Origin of the sequence: Burkholderia sp. 4NA327C6 (assembly GCF_005502655.1) — a bacterium.
GTDB lineage: Bacteria > Pseudomonadota > Gammaproteobacteria > Burkholderiales > Burkholderiaceae > Burkholderia > Burkholderia contaminans.
On the sequence record NZ_SCNZ01000011.1, the window covers coordinates 173947 to 193192 of the forward strand.

The 19246-nt window shown below is 67.9% G+C and carries 14 protein-coding genes and 1 pseudogene; 4 read left to right on the forward strand and 11 right to left on the reverse strand.

Annotation, left to right across the window (positions count from 1 at the left end):
• Window positions 1–4: 4 nt before the first annotated feature.
• Window positions 5–2329, reverse strand: coding sequence for an FdhF/YdeP family oxidoreductase (locus FFS49_RS14240; protein WP_105817948.1), 2325 nt, complete (start codon window positions 2327–2329; stop codon window positions 5–7).
• Window positions 2330–2484: 155 nt separating this feature from the next.
• On the opposite strand from FFS49_RS14240, the gene FFS49_RS14250 reads away from it, so the two are divergent.
• Window positions 2485–3909, forward strand: a complete 1425-nt coding sequence (locus FFS49_RS14250; RefSeq protein ID WP_105817947.1) for a PLP-dependent aminotransferase family protein — start codon at window positions 2485–2487, stop codon at window positions 3907–3909.
• A 54-nt stretch (window positions 3910–3963) separates the two neighbouring features.
• On the opposite strand, the gene FFS49_RS14255 is transcribed toward FFS49_RS14250, so the two are convergent.
• The gene (locus FFS49_RS14255; protein ID WP_105817946.1) at window positions 3964–5214 is read right to left on the reverse strand and encodes a mechanosensitive ion channel family protein; all 1251 of its coding nucleotides are present in this window, start codon (window positions 5212–5214) and stop codon (window positions 3964–3966) included.
• 494 nt (window positions 5215–5708) lie between these two features.
• On the opposite strand from FFS49_RS14255, the gene FFS49_RS14260 reads away from it, so the two are divergent.
• The gene (locus tag FFS49_RS14260) at window positions 5709–7427 is read left to right on the forward strand and encodes a SulP family inorganic anion transporter (RefSeq protein WP_105817944.1); all 1719 of its coding nucleotides are present in this window, start codon (window positions 5709–5711) and stop codon (window positions 7425–7427) included.
• A 130-nt stretch (window positions 7428–7557) separates the two neighbouring features.
• On the opposite strand, the pseudogene FFS49_RS14265 reads toward FFS49_RS14260, so the two are convergent.
• The 6 genes and pseudogenes from FFS49_RS14265 to FFS49_RS14290 all read right to left on the reverse strand — a co-directional run bounded on the left by FFS49_RS14265 (window position 7558) and on the right by FFS49_RS14290 (window position 12081).
• Window positions 7558–9010 (reverse strand): annotated as a pseudogene (locus tag FFS49_RS14265) (DHA2 family efflux MFS transporter permease subunit).
• A complete protein-coding gene (locus tag FFS49_RS14270) occupies window positions 9007–9570 on the reverse strand; it encodes an isochorismatase family protein (RefSeq protein WP_105817943.1) in 564 nt (187 codons plus the stop codon). The pseudogene FFS49_RS14265 and the gene FFS49_RS14270 overlap by 4 nt, the downstream one beginning before the upstream one ends.
• Window positions 9571–9637: 67 nt before the next feature.
• Entirely contained in the window at window positions 9638–10093 is a 456-nt protein-coding gene (locus FFS49_RS14275; RefSeq protein ID WP_081421041.1) for a MarR family transcriptional regulator, read from the reverse strand.
• Between the two features lie 73 nt (window positions 10094–10166).
• Window positions 10167–10400 carry a hypothetical protein gene (locus FFS49_RS14280; protein ID WP_039351207.1) on the reverse strand — a complete coding sequence of 78 codons (234 nt, stop codon included), beginning with the start codon at window positions 10398–10400 and terminating at the stop codon, window positions 10167–10169.
• A 44-nt stretch (window positions 10401–10444) separates the two neighbouring features.
• Window positions 10445–11539, reverse strand: coding sequence for a serine hydrolase (locus FFS49_RS14285; protein WP_105817942.1), 1095 nt, complete (start codon window positions 11537–11539; stop codon window positions 10445–10447).
• Window positions 11540–11781: 242 nt separating this feature from the next.
• Window positions 11782–12081: a hypothetical protein gene (locus FFS49_RS14290; protein WP_105817941.1), complete on the reverse strand. Its 300-nt coding sequence runs from the start codon at window positions 12079–12081 to the stop codon at window positions 11782–11784.
• Window positions 12082–12132: 51 nt separating this feature from the next.
• Between FFS49_RS14290 and FFS49_RS14295 the strand changes: the two genes are divergently transcribed.
• Both FFS49_RS14295 and FFS49_RS14300 read left to right on the forward strand, forming a co-directional pair.
• Window positions 12133–13008 (forward strand): LysR substrate-binding domain-containing protein, encoded by an 876-nt coding sequence (locus tag FFS49_RS14295; protein WP_105817940.1) that lies wholly within the window; start codon window positions 12133–12135, stop codon window positions 13006–13008.
• A gap of 97 nt (window positions 13009–13105) precedes the next feature.
• On the forward strand, window positions 13106–13390 hold the full coding sequence (locus tag FFS49_RS14300; protein ID WP_071332416.1) for a transcriptional regulator: 285 nt from the start codon (window positions 13106–13108) through the stop codon (window positions 13388–13390).
• A gap of 70 nt (window positions 13391–13460) precedes the next feature.
• Here FFS49_RS14300 and FFS49_RS14305 read toward each other — a convergent pair whose 3' ends face one another.
• The 3 genes from FFS49_RS14305 to FFS49_RS14325 form a co-directional block, all read right to left on the reverse strand.
• Complete coding sequence (locus FFS49_RS14305; RefSeq protein ID WP_039351191.1) at window positions 13461–14204, reverse strand: transporter; 744 nt, start codon at window positions 14202–14204, stop codon at window positions 13461–13463.
• A gap of 77 nt (window positions 14205–14281) precedes the next feature.
• Window positions 14282–17047 (reverse strand): magnesium-translocating P-type ATPase, encoded by a 2766-nt coding sequence (gene mgtA / locus FFS49_RS14310; RefSeq protein WP_105817939.1) that lies wholly within the window; start codon window positions 17045–17047, stop codon window positions 14282–14284.
• A gap of 722 nt (window positions 17048–17769) precedes the next feature.
• A partial coding sequence (locus FFS49_RS14325; RefSeq protein ID WP_137951008.1) for a S8 family peptidase occupies window positions 17770–19246 on the reverse strand: 1477 nt, incomplete at its 5' end.

Here is a 19246-nt window from a genome sequence, read left to right on the forward strand (position 1 = left end):
TCCGTCAGGCGGCGATCGAGGCCGGCGCGGCCGCGCGATGCAGCAGCACCGGAATCGACTTCGACGTCGGCGTGTTGCACACGTCGCCGACGCTGTCGAGCGGCACGAGCGGGTTCGTTTCCGGGTAGTACGCGCCGATGCAGCCGCGGGGGATGTCGTATTCGACGAGCAGGAAGCCCGCCGCGCGCCGCTCGATGCCGTCGTGCCACACGGTTTCCATGTCGACCCAGTCGCCGGCCGCAAGGCCCAACATCGCGAGATCGTCGCGGTTGGCGAACACCACGCGGCGCTGGCCGAACACGCCGCGATAGCGGTCGTCGAGCCCGTAGACGGTCGTGTTGTACTGGTCGTGCGAGCGCGTCGTCATCAGCGTCATCAGCCGTTCGCCGTGCAGCGCGCGGGCGCGCTGGATCGGCGTGTCGGCCGGCAGCGCGTGCGCGATGAAGTTCGCCTTGCCCGTCGGCGTCAGCCATTCCCGGTCGCGCGACGCCACGCGCAGGTGGAAGCCGCCCGGCCGCGCGATGCGCGTGTTGTAGTCGTAGAAGCCGTCGAGCGTCGCCTCGATCGCGTCGCGGATCTTCGCGTAGTCGTCCTTGTACGCGAGCCAGTCGATCTTGCCGCTGCCGAACAGCGCATGGCCCATGTGCGAGACGATCGCGGGCTCCGACATCAGGTTCGGCGACGCCGGCTTGTTCATCCCGTACGACACGTGGACCATGCTCATCGAATCCTCGACCGTCACGCCTTGCGCGACGTTGTCCTGCAGGTCGATCTCGGTGCGGCCGAGCGTCGGCAGGATCAGCGCGTCGCGGCCGTGGATCAGGTGGCTGCGGTTCAGTTTCGTCGTGATGTGCACGGAGAGGTCGCAGCGGCGCATGCCTTCCCACGTGCGCGGCGTGTCGGGCGTCGCCATCGCGAAGTTGCCGCCGAGGCCGATCAGCACCTTCACGTGGCCTTCGAGCATCCCTTCGATCGTCTCGACGACGTCGTAGCCGTGGTGGCGCGGCGGTTCGAAGTCGAACACGTGTCCGAGCCGGTCGAGGAACGCCTGCGACGGCTTTTCCTCGATGCCGACCGTGCGGTTGCCCTGCACGTTCGAGTGCCCGCGCACCGGGCACAGGCCCGCGCCGGGGCGGCCGATGTTGCCGCGCATCAGCATCAGGTTCGTCAGCATCTGCACGGTCGCGACCGAATGCTTGTGCTGCGTGATGCCCATGCCCCACGTCGCGATCACGCGCTCGCTGCGTGCATAGCGCTGCGCGAGGCTGTCGATCTGTTCGTACGGCACGCCGCTCTCGGCGGTCAGCGCGGACCAGCTTTCGTTGCGCAGGTCGTCGGCGAATGCGTCGAAGCCGGCCGTATGCTCGCCGATGAACGCGGTGTCGAGCACGCGCGGTGCACCGGCGGCGCGCGCGGCGTCGTCGAGTTCGAGCACGCGCTTCGCCATCCCCTTGATCAGCGCGAAATCGCCGCCGATCGTCGGCTGGATGAACGTCGACGCGATCTTCGTGCCGGACATCGTCAGCATCTCGATCGGGCTTTGCGGATCGGCGAAGCGTTCGAGGCCGCGCTCCTTCAGCGGGTTGATCGACACGATCGTCGCGCCGCGCTTCGCGCATTCGCGCAGTTCGCCCATCATCCGCGGGTGGTTGGTGGCCGGGTTCTGGCCGAAGATCAGCAGCATGTCCGCGTGTTCGAAATCGTCGAGCGTGACGGTGCCCTTGCCGACGCCGACCGACGCCGGCAGCCCGCGGCTCGTCGCCTCGTGGCACATGTTCGAGCAGTCGGGGAAGTTGTTCGTGCCGTACAGGCGCACGAGCAGCTGGTACAGGAATGCCGCTTCGTTGCTGGCGCGGCCTGACGTGTAGAACGCGGCCTGGTTCGGGTCGGGCAGTGCGCGCAGGTGGCGCGCGATCAGCTCGAACGCGTCGTCCCATGCGATCGGCACGTAGCGGTCGGTCTGCGCGTCGTACACCATCGGGTCGGTGAGCCGGCCGTGCTGCTCGAGTTCGAAATCCGACTGTTCGAGCAGCTCGGTGACCGTGTGCGCGGCGAAGAATTCGGGCGTCACGCGCTTGCTCGTCGCTTCCGCGGCCACGGCCTTCACGCCGTTTTCGCAGAATTCGAACGTCGACGCGTGCTGGCGATCGGGCCACGCGCAGCCGGGGCAGTCGAAGCCGTCCGGCTGATTCTGGCGCAGCAGCGTGCGGTAGTTGCCGCCGGCGACCTTTTCCTTGATCAGGTTGATCGTGACGGCTTTCAGCGCGCCCCAGCCGGCGGCCGGGTGGGTGTACGGTTCGATGCGCGCGGTGGCGGATTTCTTTTTCATGATACAGCGGGTGTCGGGGTCGATGGGTGCAGAGTACGCGCGGCCCCCGTCCGGCTGTGTGTACACCTGTTCACTCCAAAAAAGAGTACAGTTGCGGCCATTCAGACAGTGCGGATCGCAACTGTATTGTTGAAGGGAAGTTGAAAGGGAGGCGCGTGAAGCGTTACGAACAACTGGCCGACGATCTCCAGGCGCAGATCGAGCGTGGCGTGTACCGGCCCGGCGAGCGGATTCCGTCGGTGCGGCAGGCGAGCCGGCAGCAGCAGCTCAGCGTCACGACCGTGCTGCGAGCGTACCTCGTGCTGGAAAGCCGTGGCCTGATCGAGAGCCGGCCGCAATCGGGCTATTTCGTCCGCGCGCGCGCGTCGGCGCCGGCCGAGGCCGAGCTGCACATGTCGGCGCCGGCCGCCGAGCCGTCGGCCGTGGACGTGAGCCGGCTCGTGCTGTCGACGCTGCGCTCGATCGCGCGCGACGACGCGGTGCCGCTCGGCTCGCCTTACCCCGATGCGTCGCAGTTTCCGGTGCAGCGTCTCGCGCGCTATGCGCAGACGATCGGCCGCCGCCGCACGCGCTGGGGCGTGATCGACGATCTGCCGCCCGGCAACCAGGAACTGATCCGCCAGATCGCGCGGCGCTACGCTGAGCGCGGGATCGTGGTCGAGCCCGGCGAAATCGTGGTGACGATCGGCGCGACCGAGGCGATCAACCTGTGCCTGCAGGCCGTCGCGAAGCCGGGCGACACGATCGCCGTGGAGTCGCCGACGTTCTACGCGATGCTGCACGCGATCGAGCGGATGGGCATGCGCGCGCTGGAAGTCGCGACGCATCCGGTCGACGGCATCGATCTCGACGCGCTCGAACGGGTCCTCGAACGCGAGCGCATCGCCGCGTGCATGGTGATGCCGAACTTCCAGAATCCGCTCGGTTTCCAGATGCCCGACACGCGCAAGCGCGCGCTCGTCGAGTTGCTGTCGAAGCACGGTGTGCCGGCGATCGAGAGCGACGTCTATCACGAGCTGCACTTCGGCGACTCGACGCCGAGCGCGCTGAAGTCGTTCGACCGCGACGGGCTCGTGCTGCATTGCGCGTCATTCACGAAGAGCCTGTCGCCGCGCTACCGGATCGGCTGGGCGATGCCGGGCCGCTACCGCGACCAGGTCGAGAAGCTCAAATTCCTGAATACGCTGGCCACGCCCGCGATCGAGCAGCTCGCGATTGCCGAGTACCTGAAATACGACGGCTACGATTTTCATCTGCGGCGCATGCGCAAGCAGTACGCGCAGCAGGCGAGCCTGATGAGCGCGATGGTGCGGCGTTTCTTCCCGGAAGGCACACGGCTGTCGCAGCCGCAGGGCGGGTACGTGCTGTGGGTCGAGCTGCCGCGGCAGGTCGATGCGATGAAGCTGTACACGGTCGCGCTCGCGCAAGGGATCACGGTCGGCCCCGGACACATGTTCTCGGCGAGCACCGATTACCGGCATTTCATCCGGCTCAACTACAGCTATCCGTGGTCGCGGCAGATCGAGGATGCGTTGAAGGTGCTCGGCCGGCTCGCGTCGGAGTGCGCGGCGGCGCGCTGAGTGCAGGGGGCCGCGCGGCAGGCGGCGGCCGACGATCGGCCGCCGCCGCATGCGTCACCCCGCATGCGGCGCCTGCAGCCCGGCTTGCGCGGCGCCGACCATCTGCCGCATGTCGAAGCCCGACGGGTGCTGGTACACGCGCAGCCCGAACTCCGGCAGCACCGCGATCAGGTGATCGAACAGGTCGGACTGGATGGCCTCGTAGTCGACCCACGTCGTCGTGTCGGTGAAGCAGTACAGTTCGAGCGGAATGCCTTCGGCCGTGAGCGGCAGCTGCCGCGCCATGCAGGTCATGTCGCGGCGGATGCGCGGATGGCCCTTCAGGTAGTTCGCGACATACGCGCGGAACGTGCCGAGATTCGTCAGCTGGCGGCGGTTCGCCGGGCAGTCGCCGGCCGCGCCGAGCGTGCCGTTCCATTGCTCGATCGCGTCGACCTTGTCCTCGAGATAATCCTTCAGCAGCGTCAGGCGTTCGAGCCGTTCGATCTCGTCGTTGGAGAGAAAGCGCACGCTCGTCGCGTCGACGAACAGCGCGCGCTTGATGCGGCGCCCGCCCGCTTCGGTCATTCCGCGCCAGTTCTGGTAGCTCTCGGTGATCAGCTTCCACGTGGGTACGGTGATGATCGTGTGATCGAAGTTCGCGACCTTGACGGTGTTCAGCGTGATGTCGATCACGGTGCCGTCCGCGCCGGCCGACGGCATCGTGATCCAGTCGCCGATCCGCAGCATGTCGTTCGACGACAGCTGCACGCCCGCGACGAGGCCGAGCAGCGTGTCCTTGAAGATCAGCATCAGCACCGCCGACATCGCGCCGATGCCCGACAGCAGCAGGCCGATCTGCTTGCCGGTCGCGTCGCCGATCACGACGAGCGCGGCCGTGATGAACATCACGAGCTTGACGAGCTGCATCGCGCCTTTCAGCGACAGGTGCGGCTGGCCGCGCTGATCGCGCTGGTACGTGCGATGCGTGTGTTCGAGCGCCGAAAGCGTCGCGCTGACGGTCATCGTCACGAGGAACACGATCAGCGCGAACAGTACCTTGTCGGCGGCCTGCGCGGCCGTCTCGGGGATGCCGGGCACCGCGCCGAGCCCGAGCTTGACCACGACGAAGGGGACGATGCGGTTCAGCCATTTGAACGCGCCGAACTCGAACAGCGCATCGTCGACGCGCGTGGCGGAAAGCCGGGCGAGCCGCGCGACCACGCGGAACAGCAGGAAATGGACGACGGCGGTGATCGCGCCAGCGGCGGCGAGCAGGATGAGGATGCCGACGAGCGGCGCAAACCAGGATTCGTTCAGGGTCATAGGGGCAAACAGGGGCCTTCTCGTGCGTTGAATCGGCGCCGCGGTGCGGCGCGCGCCCGGTGAAGGGCACATGAAAGGGACCGTGATTGTGCCATCGGGTTCCGGGCGCGTCGTCGTGTATGCAGGATGTGCGGCTCCCGAATTGCCTCACCATTGCGCAGGTCTCCTCTGTAATCGGGTGAAGGCGGGGAGTGGAAGCGCGTCACCGCAAGCCGCGGCGCGCGCGTGTTGCCGGATGCGTTGCACGCCGGCCCGTTAGCGGCGCAACGCCGCTCAGGCGGGCCTTCGCGCCTCGATGCGCGTGAACGGCGATCCATGCAATCATGCGGGCGTTGCCCGTGCCGTCGCGTGTGGCGCTCGCTTTCGCGTGCGGCTCATTGCCGACGGTGAGCGACACGCGCCACCTTCGCGCACTTGCCATGTGGTGCCTGCCCGGGGCACGATGCGCGAACGACTTCGCGAACCACGTCACCTCGTATTCACGCATTCCACGCATGCAAGATTCCAACGAAAGCCGCCCGTCAGGCGTGCGGCTGCTGAAAGGCATCCTCCCGATCCGCCGGGGCGGGGCGATCCGCGACGTGTTCGCGGGCATTTCGCTCGCGTCGATGGACATCCCGCAGGTGCTCGGCTACGCGCGCATCGCCGGCATGCCGGCCGTCACGGGCCTCTACACGGTGTTCCTGCCGCTCGTCGCATTCGCGTGTTTCGGTGCGTCGCGGCATCTGGTGGTGGCCGCCGATTCCGCGACCGCGACGATCTTCGCGAGCCGGCTGTCGTCGATGGCGCCGGCCGGCAGCGCCGAGTATGTGGCGCTGGCCGGCACGGTCGCGCTGCTGACCGCCGCGATGCTGCTGCTCGCGCGCATCTTCAAGCTCGGTTTTCTCGCCGATTTCCTGTCGCGCACGGTGCTGGTCGGCTTTCTCGCCGGCGTCGGCGTGCAGGTGTCGATCGCGATGCTCGGCGACATGCTCGGGTTGGCCGTGCCGTACCCGGCGTCACGCAGCCTGGCGCAGCTCGACTACGTCGTCACGCATCTCGTCCATACGAACCGGCCGACGTTCGCGCTCGCGGCGCTCGTCGTCGTCGCGATTCTCGCGTGCAAGCGGTTCCTGCCGCGCGTGCCGATGCCGATGCTCGCGGTCGCGGGCAGCATCGCGGCAAGCTACGCATTCGGATTCGCCGCGCACGGCATCGCGGTGCTTGGGCCGGTCGCGGGCGGGCTGCCGCCGCTGCGCTGGCCGTCCGTCACGTGGCAGCAGTGCCTCGAACTCGTGCCGGTCGCAGCGTCCTGCTTCGTGATGATCATTGCGCAGAGTGCGGCCGCCGCACGCGTGTTCGCGCAGCAGTACGACGAGGAGGTCGACACCAACGCCGACATCCTCGGTCTCGCGGCCGCGAACGTCGCGGCGGCGGTGGGCGGCGCGTTCGTCGTCAACGGCAGCCCGACGCAGACGGCGATGGCCGACGGCGCGGGCGTGCGCAGCCAGATCGGGCATCTTGCGTTCGCGGCCGTGGTGGCGGTGGTGCTGCTGTTCTTCAGCACGTTTCTGCAATACCTGCCGCATGCGGTGCTGGCCGGCATCGTGTTCACGATCGCGCTCGGGCTGATCAACGTGCGCAGCCTCGCCGCGATCCGCAAGGAAAGCCCCGGCGAGTTCACGCTCGCGCTGGTGACGGCGCTGGCCGTCGTGACGGTCGGCGTCGAGCACGGCATCCTGCTGGCCGTCGCGCTGTCGCTGATGCGGCACGTGCGCCACAGCTACCAGCCGCACACGATGGTGCTCGAACCGGTCGAAGGCAACGGGCGGTGGCAGCCGGTACCCACGCGGCGCGGTGCGATGACGGCCCCCGGGCTGATCGTCTACCGGTTCGGCTCCGACCTGTTCTTCGCGAACGATCACCTGTTCTCCGCCGAAGTGACCGAACTCGTCGAGGCGGCGCCGGTGCCGACGCGCTGGTTCGTCGTCGATGCGGGCGCGATCACCGACATCGACTATTCGGCTGCACGGACGCTGACCGACCTCGTCAGGATGCTGCAGGCGCGCGGGATCGGTGTGCTGTTCGGCCGCGTCAATCGCTACCTGCGCGCGGACATGGATCGTCACCGGATCACGGAGATCGTCGGCGCGTCGTGCATTTTCCCGACATTGCACCAGGCACTGGAGGCCGCTGGGACGACGCCGGCGCCGCAGGAGCCGGGCATGGTGTAGCGGGAGCCGGCGCCAGGCGGCCGCCCGCACGCACGCGAAGCCATTGCGCAGGTGGTGTCGATCGTGCCGATGTGGCTGCCATAGCGACGTCGCGCGCGGGGCGCTGCGCAGCGTGACGCAGCGTCCGCGTTCAGCGCGAACCGGCGCGCGCCGCGCCGGCAGGTTTCCCGCCCGCACCGGCCGACCACAACGGCAGCCGCAGTGTCGTGACGAAGCTCGCCGCGTGCAGCACGCAAAGCAGTGCGAAGGCCCACGCATACGCGTTTGCCTGCGTGCCGCCGCTCGCCGCCGATTCGGCCTGCAGCCGCCACGCGAGGAACAGCGTGCAGACCGTCGTGCACGTCGGCCCACCGAGGCGCTGCACGATATTGAGCGAGGTCGTGGCCATCGGCAGGTTGCGGCGCTCGACCGACGCGTACGCGGCGGAAATCGACGGCGCGCCGATCGCGCTCTGGGCCATGCCGCGCAGGAACAGCGCGGGCACGAGCAGGATCGGATCGTAGCCGGTCAGCGCGAGGAACACGAGCGGCAGCGTCGCGAACAGTGCGAGCAATGCGCCGGCGGCGGCCAGCCGGCGCACGCCGAACCGGCTCGTGAGTGCGCCCATCGACGGGTAGGTGACCAGCATGCCGAGTCCCATCGGCGCGAGCAGCCAGCCCATTTCGCCGGGCGTGCGGCCGCAGGCCTGGATCAGGAACACAGGAATCAGCATCTGGCCCGCGAACAGCGCGCCGTTCGACAGGAACTGCGTCGACGCGGCCGCGCCGAACACCTTGCCGCGAAACAGTGCAAGGTCGATCAGCGCGCGGTCGCCCTTGCGCGTCTCGACCCGCAGGAACGCCGCGAGCAACAGCGCGGCCGCGACGATCGCCGCGATGCCGAGCGCTTCGTTGATCCGCTCGATGCCGTACAGGAACAGCACGAGCCCCGGCGACAGCAGTGCGAGGCCGACCCAGTCGAGTTCGCGCGGCTGCGTGTCGTCGCGGTCGCCGGGCAGGAACCGTACGGCCAGCGCGAGCGCCAGCACACCGACGGGCAGGTTCACGACAAACAGCCAGCGCCACGACGCGTGCTGCAGGATCGCGCCGGCGACGACCGGGCCGAGGATCGGCGCGAGCAGCACCGGCACGGCCGCATAGCCGATCACGCGCGCCATCTGCTGGCCGGCGACGCGCGCGATCATCATCTGCGCCATCGGCGCGAGCAGCCCGCCGCTTACGCCTTGCAGCACGCGGAACGCGATCAGTGACGGTGCGGACCACGCGAGCCCGCACAGCGCCGACGTGAGCGTGAACGCCGAGAAGCACCACAGGTACAGCGCCTTCGCGCCGATCCGGTCGACGAGCCAGCCGTTCAGCGGCAGCACCAGCGTGAGTGCGAGCAGGTAGCCGCTCGTTCCACTGGATCGTCGCGAGGGGCGCGTGCAGGTCGGTCGCGAGACTCGACAGCGATACGTTGACGATCGTCGCATCGAGTTGCGACAGCAGCGAGCCGAGCGTTGCGACGGCGCTGACCTTCCAGATCGACGGATCGGGCCGGCCGGCCGCTTGGTCCCGCGCCGGCCGGGTGCGTGGATCGCTCACGCGCCGCGCCGGTCGAGCAGCGCGACGATCTCCTGCGTCGTGCCCGTCTCGCCGAGGCGCGGGAACAGACGCTCGACGCTGTTCACATGCGCATCCGCGTTGAGGTCGGTCATCGCATCGACGGCGAGCGTGACGTTGTAGCCGAGTTCATGCGCCTGCCGTGCGGTCGATTCGACGCCGATGCTCGTCGCGACGCCGGTCAGCACGATCTGCGTGACGCCGGCCGCTTTCAGATGCGCGTCGAGATCGGTGCCGGTGAAGGCACCCCAGGTCTTTTTCGTCACGAGGTGGTCGCCCGGCTGCCGGTTCAGGTCGGGCACGAGCTCGGTCCAGTCGGCGGGGAACTGCGCCGTGCGCGGCGGTTGCTCGGTGCGACCCGGTGCGCCGCCCGCGACGTTGACGAGCACGACCGGCAGGCCGTGGCTGCGGAACGCGTCGAGCAGTGTGCGGGCGCGCGCGATCACCGGTTCGACCGGGTGCGCGGTGGGGAGGGCGACGATACCTTTCTGCAGGTCGATGACGACGAGGGCCGTGTTCGTGTCGAGACGGGTTGCGCTCATGATGGGACTCCGTGAAAGGGGCGAAGAAAGCCCTGCGCGCGGTTGTCGTGGGGCGCGCGGGCCGGATTCATTGCTCGCCGATGCGGCGGATCAGCGGGATCGCGGCGGCGAGCGTGGCGATGTCTTCGGGATCGAGCTGTTCGATCGCGGCGCCGAGCCACTTGTGTTTCGCGGCGTTGCGCTTGAGCCGCGCGTCGAGGCCGGCCGCGGTCAGCCGGAACAGGATCTGGCGGCCGTCGGTCGGATGCGGTTCGCGTTCGACGAGACCGTCTTCCTCGAGGCTGGCAAGCGTCGCCTTCATCGACTGCGGCTTCATTGCCTCGGCGCGCGCGAGATCGGCGGTCGTCATCGGCCCGTGCCGTTCGAGTCGCGCAAGCGCGCTCGTCTGGGACATGCCGAGCCCTCCGGATTCGATCTCGGAGCGCAGCCGGCGGATCAACTGGCCGACCGCTAGGGTCAGGTCGGCGGCGACGATATCGGCGGAAACGCCGGATTTGCGTGGCGGGTTCATGCGGCGGATCATAGAATACGACAGCCAAACTTGCAAGTTTAACTGTCGAATTGCTCGCCGGATCGAGATGCAGCCCGGTGCGCAGTTACGCGCGGCGGGGCGGGATCGGGACGACTTCGTTGTATCGCGGGGTCGCGGCTTCGTGCAGCAGGTCGCCGAGGTATTGCGCGAGTTCGTCCGCGGCGAGCGTGGGCGGAACATGCAGATTGGCGGGGCGCCGCTTGCCTTCGGCGCCGAGATCGAACACGGCCCAGCCGTCGTTCGTCCGCACGACGGCGAGCGGCCGTCCGAATGCGTTGAAGCGGTATTCGTCCTGCATGGCATCGCTCCCGTTGGGTGAACGCGCCGGCCGCCCGTGCGCGCTTACTGGATCGAGCAGGACAGCCAGCGGTGGATCTTGATGGCATCGCTCGAGACGCCCGCGCGGGTCGGCGCACCGAGCAGCACGACCGTTTCGCGGCGGCCCTTCACCCGCATGCGCATCACGACGCCGTGCCCCGACTCGTTGATGAAGCCGGTCTTCTGCAGCCGGATCGGTAGGCGGCGGTAGCGGACGAGCGGGTCGGAATTCACGTACAGCAGCTCGCCGTCGCCCGGGCGCACGGTGGTCGACGTATCGGTCGAGAAGTAGCGGATCAGCGGATCCTGCGCCGCCGCGCCGACGAGCTTCGCGAGATCCTCTGCCGTCGACACGTTGTGCGGCGACAGGCCGGTCGGCTCGCGGAAGTGTGTGTGGCGCATGCCGAGCCGGCGCGCTTCGCGATTCATTGCCTTGACGAACGCGGCGCGCCCGCCCGGATAGTCGCGGCTCAGCGCGGCGGCCGCGCGGTTTTCCGACGACATCAGCGCGATATGGAACATCTCGCGGCGCGACAGTTCCGAGCCGACCTGCAGGCGCGACCCGGTGAACTTGATCGTGTCGCGGTCGTGCGCGGTGACGCGCAGCACGCCGTTCAGCGGACGGTCGGCGTCGCGCGCGACGACGGCCGTCATCAGCTTCGAGATCGATGCGATCGGCCGCACGGTGCGTGCGTTGCGGGCCAGCAGCGGCGTGCCGGAATCGACGTCGAGCACGTAGGCCGCGCGTGAATGCAGGGAATTGACCGCACGCGGGCTGTAGCCGCAGCTCGCCATCAGGCGCGGCTTGGCAGCCGGGCGCGGCCGCACGGCGCTCGAACGTTTCGCGCGGCGTTGCTGCGGGGCCGGTGCCGCGTGACGCTTGACCGCCTGGTGCTTCACGCGCGGGCGGCGGTGCTTGACGGCTTTCTGTTTGCGCTGGGCCGGCTTCTTCTTGACGGTTTTCTTGACGGCCTTCGCCGGCGCATGAGCGTGCGCGGCACGCGGCGGCGGGTTGCGTGGCGTTGACGACGCGTTCGGCGAGAAGGCGAACATCAGCATCGACAGGGCGACGAACAGGGTGGTCCGGGCGAGAGGCAGGCGCGCGATGAGGCCGGTCAAGCGAAAGTCTCCTTTTCACGCGTGGCGAGGCTGCGTGGAATGCGTGGGCGGTCAGCGGGATGCGGAAAATTATACGGTCGATCGCGGAGCGATGACGATTGAAGGCGGGAAAAGATGCGCGATTCGGTGAGTTTTGGTGGTGCTGGTCGGCGACTTGACGAGGGCGCAGTGGGCTGCGCGCTTGCGGTCGCTCTGTATATGAAACGATACGCGGCGCGACCGTGGGTCGATAGCGACGATGCTCAACGCGGCCAGTTGCGCCGCGACACCACCGCAAAACTGATCGCGATCGAACCGGTCACGGGGCGCGGCGGCGCGTCGTTCGGCGCGCTCATCGCGTCCACCGCATCGCCGAAGCGAAAGCGGCGGCCGCGGCCGTCGGTGCGTTCGGTGCGACGTTTTGGCGCGCGGCGATCGGCCGTTGCGGCGCGCTCATCGATGGCGGCCGGTGCGCACGAAGTGTCGTCGGGCGGACATTCACAGACGAGATCAGCAGACATGACGGTCGATTCCTGAAAGGGCATGTCCGTATTGAACGTCATCGCATTCGATCGGTAAAATGAATGTTTTGATCGTTAAGATTCCTTTTAAGAATGGAATTGAAACTGCTGCGAACCTTCCTGACGGTCACCGAGCTGTGTCATTTCAGCCGCGCGGCCGATGCGCTGCACATGAGCCAGCCGGCACTGAGCAAGCAGATCGGCGCGCTCGAGGCGAGCCTCGGCGGCAAGCTGTTCGAGCGCGGCCGGCACGGCGCGGAGCTCACCGCGTTCGGCGAGCGCTTCCTGCCCGATGCGCAGGCGCTGGTGCGCGATGCGGACGAGATTCTTACCCGCGCGCGTGAGCTGTCGAGCGGGCAGCGCGGTCATTTGCGGCTGGGCATCTGTCTGTCGGTTCTGACGCTCGTCCCGAAGCTCGTCGCGGAGTTTCGCAGCCGGAATCCCGGCATTGCCGTCACGTTGAGCGACCTGTCGTCCGCGGAGCAGACGCGCCGGTTGCGCGCGGGCAAGCTCGATGCGGGATTCCTGCGCCTGCCGTCGGACGAAGGACTGTCGTCGTTCAAGGTGATCGACGAGGCGCTGGCGCTGGCGGTGCCGCCGCATCTCGGCCTGAAGCGCGTGCCGGCCGATCTCGATACGCTCAACGAGATCGGCTTCATCGCGTTGCAGCGTGCACGCGGGCAAGGGTTGGCCGCGCAGGTCGACCGGTGGTGCGTCGAGCGCCGCTTCGTGCCGCACGTGACGCAGCAGGCCGAAGACGTGCAGTCCGTGCTCGCGTCGGTCGCGGCCGGCGCGGGCGTCGCGTTCATTCCGTCGCGGGCGCAATATCTGCTGCGCGACGCGACGGTATTGCCGCTCGACGGCAAGGACGCGAAGTGGCGCGTCGGGCTCGCATGGCTGTCGGACCGCGACGACCCCGTCACCACACGCTTCGTGTCGTTCATGCGTGCCGCGATCAAGAATGCATGACGGACGAAGCGGTATAGTCTCCTCGGCCGGCGGCGTTCGCCCGATCGCGTGCCGGACACCCGAACGCAAGCCCCAGTCTCGCTCACCGACCGCCCCCATGACTTCTGAATCCGACGAATCCCCGCTCGACCCCGCACTCGTTGCGACGCTCGCGACGCTGAACGAAGCCGCGAGCGATCCGGCCGGCAAGACCTGGTCGTTGCCGAAGATCGCGAAACGCACGCAACTGCCGATGAGCACGCTGCGCCGCGTGCTGACGCAGCTCGACGCCGCGGGCTTGAGCGCGACGACACTGAACGAGGACGGTACCGGCAGCGCCGCGCTGACCGACGAAGGGCGCGCGGTGTGCGCGCAACTGTTTGGCGCGAACGACGCACAATGAAAAACGGGCCGCTGAAAGCGGCCCGTCGTCTTGCGGTTCAGTATGCGGCTCGATGCGGCTTGCCGGTGCATTACCACCGCACCGTCACGCCGCCCATCACCGAATGATCGTAGGTCTGGTCGTTCAGCCCGCGCCGGTAGCCGATGTCGAGATCGAGCCACGGCTTCGGCGAATAGATCGCGCCTGCGATCGCGAATGCAGGATTCGCGCCGGCGCCGCTCGCCGTGTGGCGCGACGTGCCGATGTCGGCCACGATCTGCAGCTTGTCGGTCGCCTTGTAGATCGCCGCGCCCGACACAGCCCAGATCGACGTCAGGTCGCCCTGGCGATTCGGCTGGTAGGTCATGCCCGCGTTCGCGAGAAACGAAAATCGCGCAACGTCGAGCTGCGCGAGCAGCGTTGCACCGGCACCCACGCGGCCGGTGCCGAGCCCGCGCCGGTCGTTGCCGGTGGGCGCCGTCAGTTTTGGCTTCAGCGCGATCGACAGCGGGCCGCGTTCGACGAACCGCCATTTCATGCCGATCTCGACATCGCCGACCCCGGCGCCATTCTCGTCGGTGCGGGTCTGCAGATGCGTGTAGGGCGCGTTCACGTAGAGATCGGCGTGTTCGCCGAACCCGCGCGTGAGCGTCGCGTTCCACAGCTGGTGGCGGCCGTTTTCTTCCTGTTTCGAGGTTTCCTCCGCGTTGAATTCGAACTGCCAGTTCGCGTTGCCCTGCGTACCCGTGTCGTCGCTGACGAGCGGATGGGTGGCGAGGGCATCGAACGGCGCGAGGAGGGCGCTCGCGGCTGCGAGCGGAAGCATTCTTTTCATCGTGTCACCCGTGGTGCGTGGCGAGCCTGCCGGCCCACGCCGAGGGCGCGGGACGGCAGGCCGTCAGGCGAAGACGTTCAGAACCACTGCTTGTAGCGCCGCACGTAGATCGTCTTGACGATCTGCGCGAGCAGGATGTAGCCGACCATCGTCGCGGCGAGCCACAGCCAGAAGGTGCCCGGCAGGTGCATGAAGCCGAGGGACTCCGCGAACGGCGAGAACGGCAGCCAGCAGCCGATCGCGATCGCGGTGAACGTCGACAGCAGCACCGGCAGCGCGGCCGTGCTCTGCAGGAACGGGATCTTCTGCGTGCGCAGCAGGTGCACGACGAGCGTCTGCGACACGAGGCTCTCGATGAACCAGCCCGAGTTCATCACGATCTGGCCGCCGGTGCCGCCGTTCAGGTGATACATCGCACCTGCGCCGAACACCGTCCACATCAGGATGTACGTGGTGATGTCGAACACCGACGACGTCGGCCCGACCCACAGCATGAAGCGGCTGATGTTGCCGGCTTCCCACTTGCGCGGCTTCTTCAGGAACTCGGGATCCATCTTGTCCCACGGCAGCAGCATCTGCGACGTGTCGTAGATCAGGTTCAGCACGAGCAGCTGGGTCGCGAGCATCGGCTCCCACGGCAGGAATGCGCTGGCGACGAGCACCGAGAACACGTTGCCGAAGTTCGAGCTTGCGGTCATGTTCAGGTACTTCAGGATGTTGCCGAACGTCTCGCGGCCCTTGATCACGCCTTCCTCGAGCACCATCAGGCTCTTTTCGAGCAGGATGATGTCGGCGGTTTCCTTCGCGATGTCGGCGCCGCTGTCGACCGAGATGCCGACGTCGGCGTCGCGCAGCGCGGGCGCATCGTTGATGCCGTCACCGAGAAAGCCGACCGTGTGGCCGTTTGCCTGCAGCGCCTTCACGATGCGCGCCTTCTGCAGCGGCGTGAGCTTCGCGAACACGGTCGTGCGTTCGACGACTTCCGCGAGCGTCGCGTCGTCGAGCGCCTCGATTTCCGTGCCGAGCATCGGCTTGCCGGGTTCGAGGCCGACCTGGCGGCACACCTTCATCGTGACGATCGGGTTGTCGCCCGTCAGCACCTTCACCGCGACGCCGTTCTCGCGCAGCGCGGCGAGTGCCGGCGCGGCCGATTCCTTCGGCGGATCGAGGAAAGTCAGGAAGCCGCGCACGACGAGGTCGTGTTCGTCGGCGGTGCGGTATTGCTGGCGCTCGTCGCCGCGCGGGATCGTGCGCGTCGCGAGCACGAGCACGCGGAAGCCGTCCTCGTTGTAGGCGCTGGCCTGTTCGAGCAGCCGCTTGCGCGCGACGAAGTCGAGCGGGCGCACGCCGTCCTCATCCTGCACGTGCGTGGAGACGGCCAGCATTTCCTCGACCGCGCCCTTGCAGATCAGCAGGTGCGTGCCGTGCGTGTCCTCGACGACGACCGACAGGCGGCGCCGCACGAAGTCGAACGGCAGTTCGTCGATCTTCTTGTAGCCTTGCGGTTTCACGCGCTCGCCGATCTCGTCGGCACGCGCAACGACCGCGATGTCGATCAGGTTCTTCTGGCCGCTCTGGTGGAAGCTGTTCAGCCAGCCGAGCCGCAGGATCTCCTCGTCCTTGTAGCCCGACAGGTCGAGGTGATGTTCGAGGATGATCTTGTCCTGCGTCAGCGTGCCGGTCTTGTCGGTGCACAGCACGTCCATTGCGCCGAAGTTCTGCACCGAGTTCAGCCGCTTGACGACGACCTTGCGGCGCGCCATCGCAACCGCGCCGCGCGCGAGGTTCGCGCTGACGATCATCGGCAGCATCTCGGGCGTGAGGCCCACGGCCACCGCGAGGGCGAACGTGAGCGCGCTCAGCCAGTCGCCCTTGGTCAGCCCGTTGATCATGAACACGATCGGCACCATCACGAACATGAACTTGATCAGCAGCCAGCTCACGCTCGCGACGCCGCGGTCGAAGCTCGTCTCGATGCGCTTGTGGCTCACGACGTTGCGCGCGAGCGAGCCGAAGTAGGTGTCCTCGCCGGTCGCGACGACGACGGCCGTCGCCGTGCCGCTGACGACGTTGGTGCCCATGAAGCAGACGTTCTCGAGATCGAGCAGCGATGCAGACGTATCGGTCGCGGAGTCGGCTGCGCGCGTGCTGGCGGATTTGCCGGCGACCGCGCCGAGCGTGTCGTACTTCTCGACGGGCAGCGCCTCGCCGGTCAGCACGGCCTGGCTGATGAACAGGTCGCGCGATGCGAGCAGGCGCACGTCCGCCGGGATCATGTCGCCGGCCGACAGGTGCACGATGTCGCCGGCCACGACTTCGCGCATCGGCACTTCGCGGCGTGTCGGTTCGGACGTGTCGGTCATGGCACGCTGCACGGTGGCGGTCGTGCGGACCATCGCCTTCAGCTTCTCGGCCGCGCGCAGCGAACGGAATTCCTGCACGAAGCGCAGCAGCGCGCTGATCGTGACCATCGTCAGCAGGATCGTCATGCCGACGTAGTCGCGATCGTCGGGCGCCGCGAAGTAGACGTCGGTGAAGAAGCTGATGGCGGCCAGCACCAGCAGCACGTAGACGAACGGGTTGTGGAACGAGAGCAGCAACTGGCGCGTCCAGTGCGGTGGCTTGTCGTGCGCGATTTCGTTCGGGCCGTAGTGCTGCAGGCGATCGGCGGCCTGGTCGTAGGTGAGGCCGCGCGTGCTGGTGTTCAGCGACTTCAGCGTGTCTTCGAGCGGCCGGGCCGCTTCCTGTGCGGCGCGCATGATGCGCGGGTCGTTCTGCTGGCCGGCGCCGGCCTTGATGAAGCCGCGCTGTTTCTTTTGCGATGTGTTGTGTCGTGTTGTCATGAGTCGCTCCTTGCGCACGAGGCGGCGGGCGGGGAGCGGCCGTGACGTTATCGACGCACGAACGCTCCCCGCCGCGTCGCGTCAGGCGCGATCGGCTGTGGATCGGTGAAGGCGGGAACGCTCGCCGGCGCGTGCGGTGCGGCCGGAGGGGCAGTGCGCAGCGTCGCACCGGCGAGCGGTAATCGACTACTGTCGTCTGAGTTCATCTGCACTCCTGTCGGTTGCGAGTAATCGGCACGGGCGATCGACAGCGACGCACGCACGAAGGCGCGCGGCCGGACGGCACGCGAACGGAAAGCGCGCGCGGCTGACGCTGCGCGCAACACGAACGCACGCGCGCGACGGCGCATCGCGTGCATTCGACAACAATGAAAATTCGGCGGGAGATCTGGCCAGTCAAGTCAGGCCGGAAGGACGCCGCATCCTGCTTCCCGGGATGCGGCAGAAGACGAGGCTCTGCGCGTTTTCCTCAGGCAGCAGTCAAGTTGGTCAAGGACCAACTACAACTCGCATCGGTGTTCACAGAACACTCCATGTAATTAGACGGGAGCGATGGTAATGGGTCGCTGTGCGAAGCGTCAACCCTTTTGTCAGTCGTTATTTCGAGAAACGTAATCGGGGTGATGCGTGCACGGCGCGCCGTCGGATCGGCGCCAATGAAACGGCCGCGCGCATGCGATATCGGCATGCGCGCGGCCGGGGCGAGGCAGAAGGGTGGCGTATCAGTTGGCCGATGCGACGGCGGCCCCTGCGTCGAGGATGCCCGAGCCGGCCGGCATCGCGGTGCACGACGTGCCGGCCGCGAGCTTGGTCGTGCGCGTGCCGCCCTGCAGCTTCTGCTGGATCTGCGCGGGCGTGAGGTTGCCGTTCACCGACAACATCAGCGCGGCAACCCCCGTCACTTGCGGCGTGGCGAGGCTCGTGCCGTTCGCGAGGCCGTAGGTGTCCGAGCCCGGGGTCGTCGTGCCGGTATTCGACGTCGACAGGATGTTGACGCCCGGCGCGCTCAGCGAGACATCGGGGCCGAAGTTGCTGAACGACGCGCGGCGGCCGGTCGCGTCGGTGGCGCCGACGCTGATCACGCCGCGGCAGTTCGCGGGCTGGTCGAGCCCGGTCGACAGGCCGTCGTTGCCGGCGGCGACGACGACGGTCACGCCCTTCGCGGTCACGTCGTCGATGGCCTGCTGGAACGTCGTGCTGCACGCGCCGACACCGCCGAGGCTCAGGTTGATGACCTTCGCGGGGCGCGGGTTGTTCGGCACGCCGTTCACCGCGATGCCGGCGGCCCAGCGCATCCCGTCGGCGATGTCGCTCGTCGTGCCGCCGCACTTGCCGAGCACGCGCACCGGCAGGATCTGGCCGAGCCACGACACGCCGGCGATGCCGGTGCCGTTGTTGGCGGTCGCGCCGATCACGCCCATCACGCGGGTGCCGTGCCAGCTGCTGTCGCTCGGCTGGCTCGCGCAGTGATAGTACGGGCCGTTTGCGTTGTCGAGTTCCTGCTGCGTGACCCAGTCACCCGGGTCGGTTGCGTCGGAGCTGCGGGTCAGGCCGTTGTTGCTGGTGTTGACGTTGCTGATGAAGCTGTACCCGGACAGCAGGTTGCCGACGAGGTCGGCGTGCGGCCGGTAGCCCGTGTCGAGCACGGCCGTGACGACGGTCGGCGAACCCTTGGTCACGCTCCACGCTGGCGGCAGGTTGACGCCGGCGGTCGGGTCCGACAGGTACCACTGCTGGCTGTAGAGCGGGTCGCTCGGCGTGTCGCGGATCTGCATCGGATGATCCGGTTCCGCGTAGTCGACGTCCGAATCGGCTGCGAATGCCTGCGCGAGCGCGGCTGCGTCGGTGGCGGCCATGCGCTGGCCGAGCGACAGCACGGTCGCGCCGTTCGAGATCGTCCGTTCGACCTGCACGTTCACCGGCGTTTGCCCGACCGCGCTCGCATAGGCACGTGCGCTGCCGGTGACCGGCGCCGTCCAGCGCGTCATCGAGCGCTGGATCACCGCGTCGAGCCGCGTCCCGTTGTCGATGGCCGACATCGCACGCGTGGCCGTCAGCGTCTTCAGCTTGACGATCAGGTGATCGATCGGCGGTTCGGTCGGCGCGGTCTGCGCCGCCATCTGCACGGCGGCCTGCTGCGTCGTGCACGCATTGCTGCCGGAAGACGGGGGCGGGCTCGTGGGATTGGAGGGCGGGGGA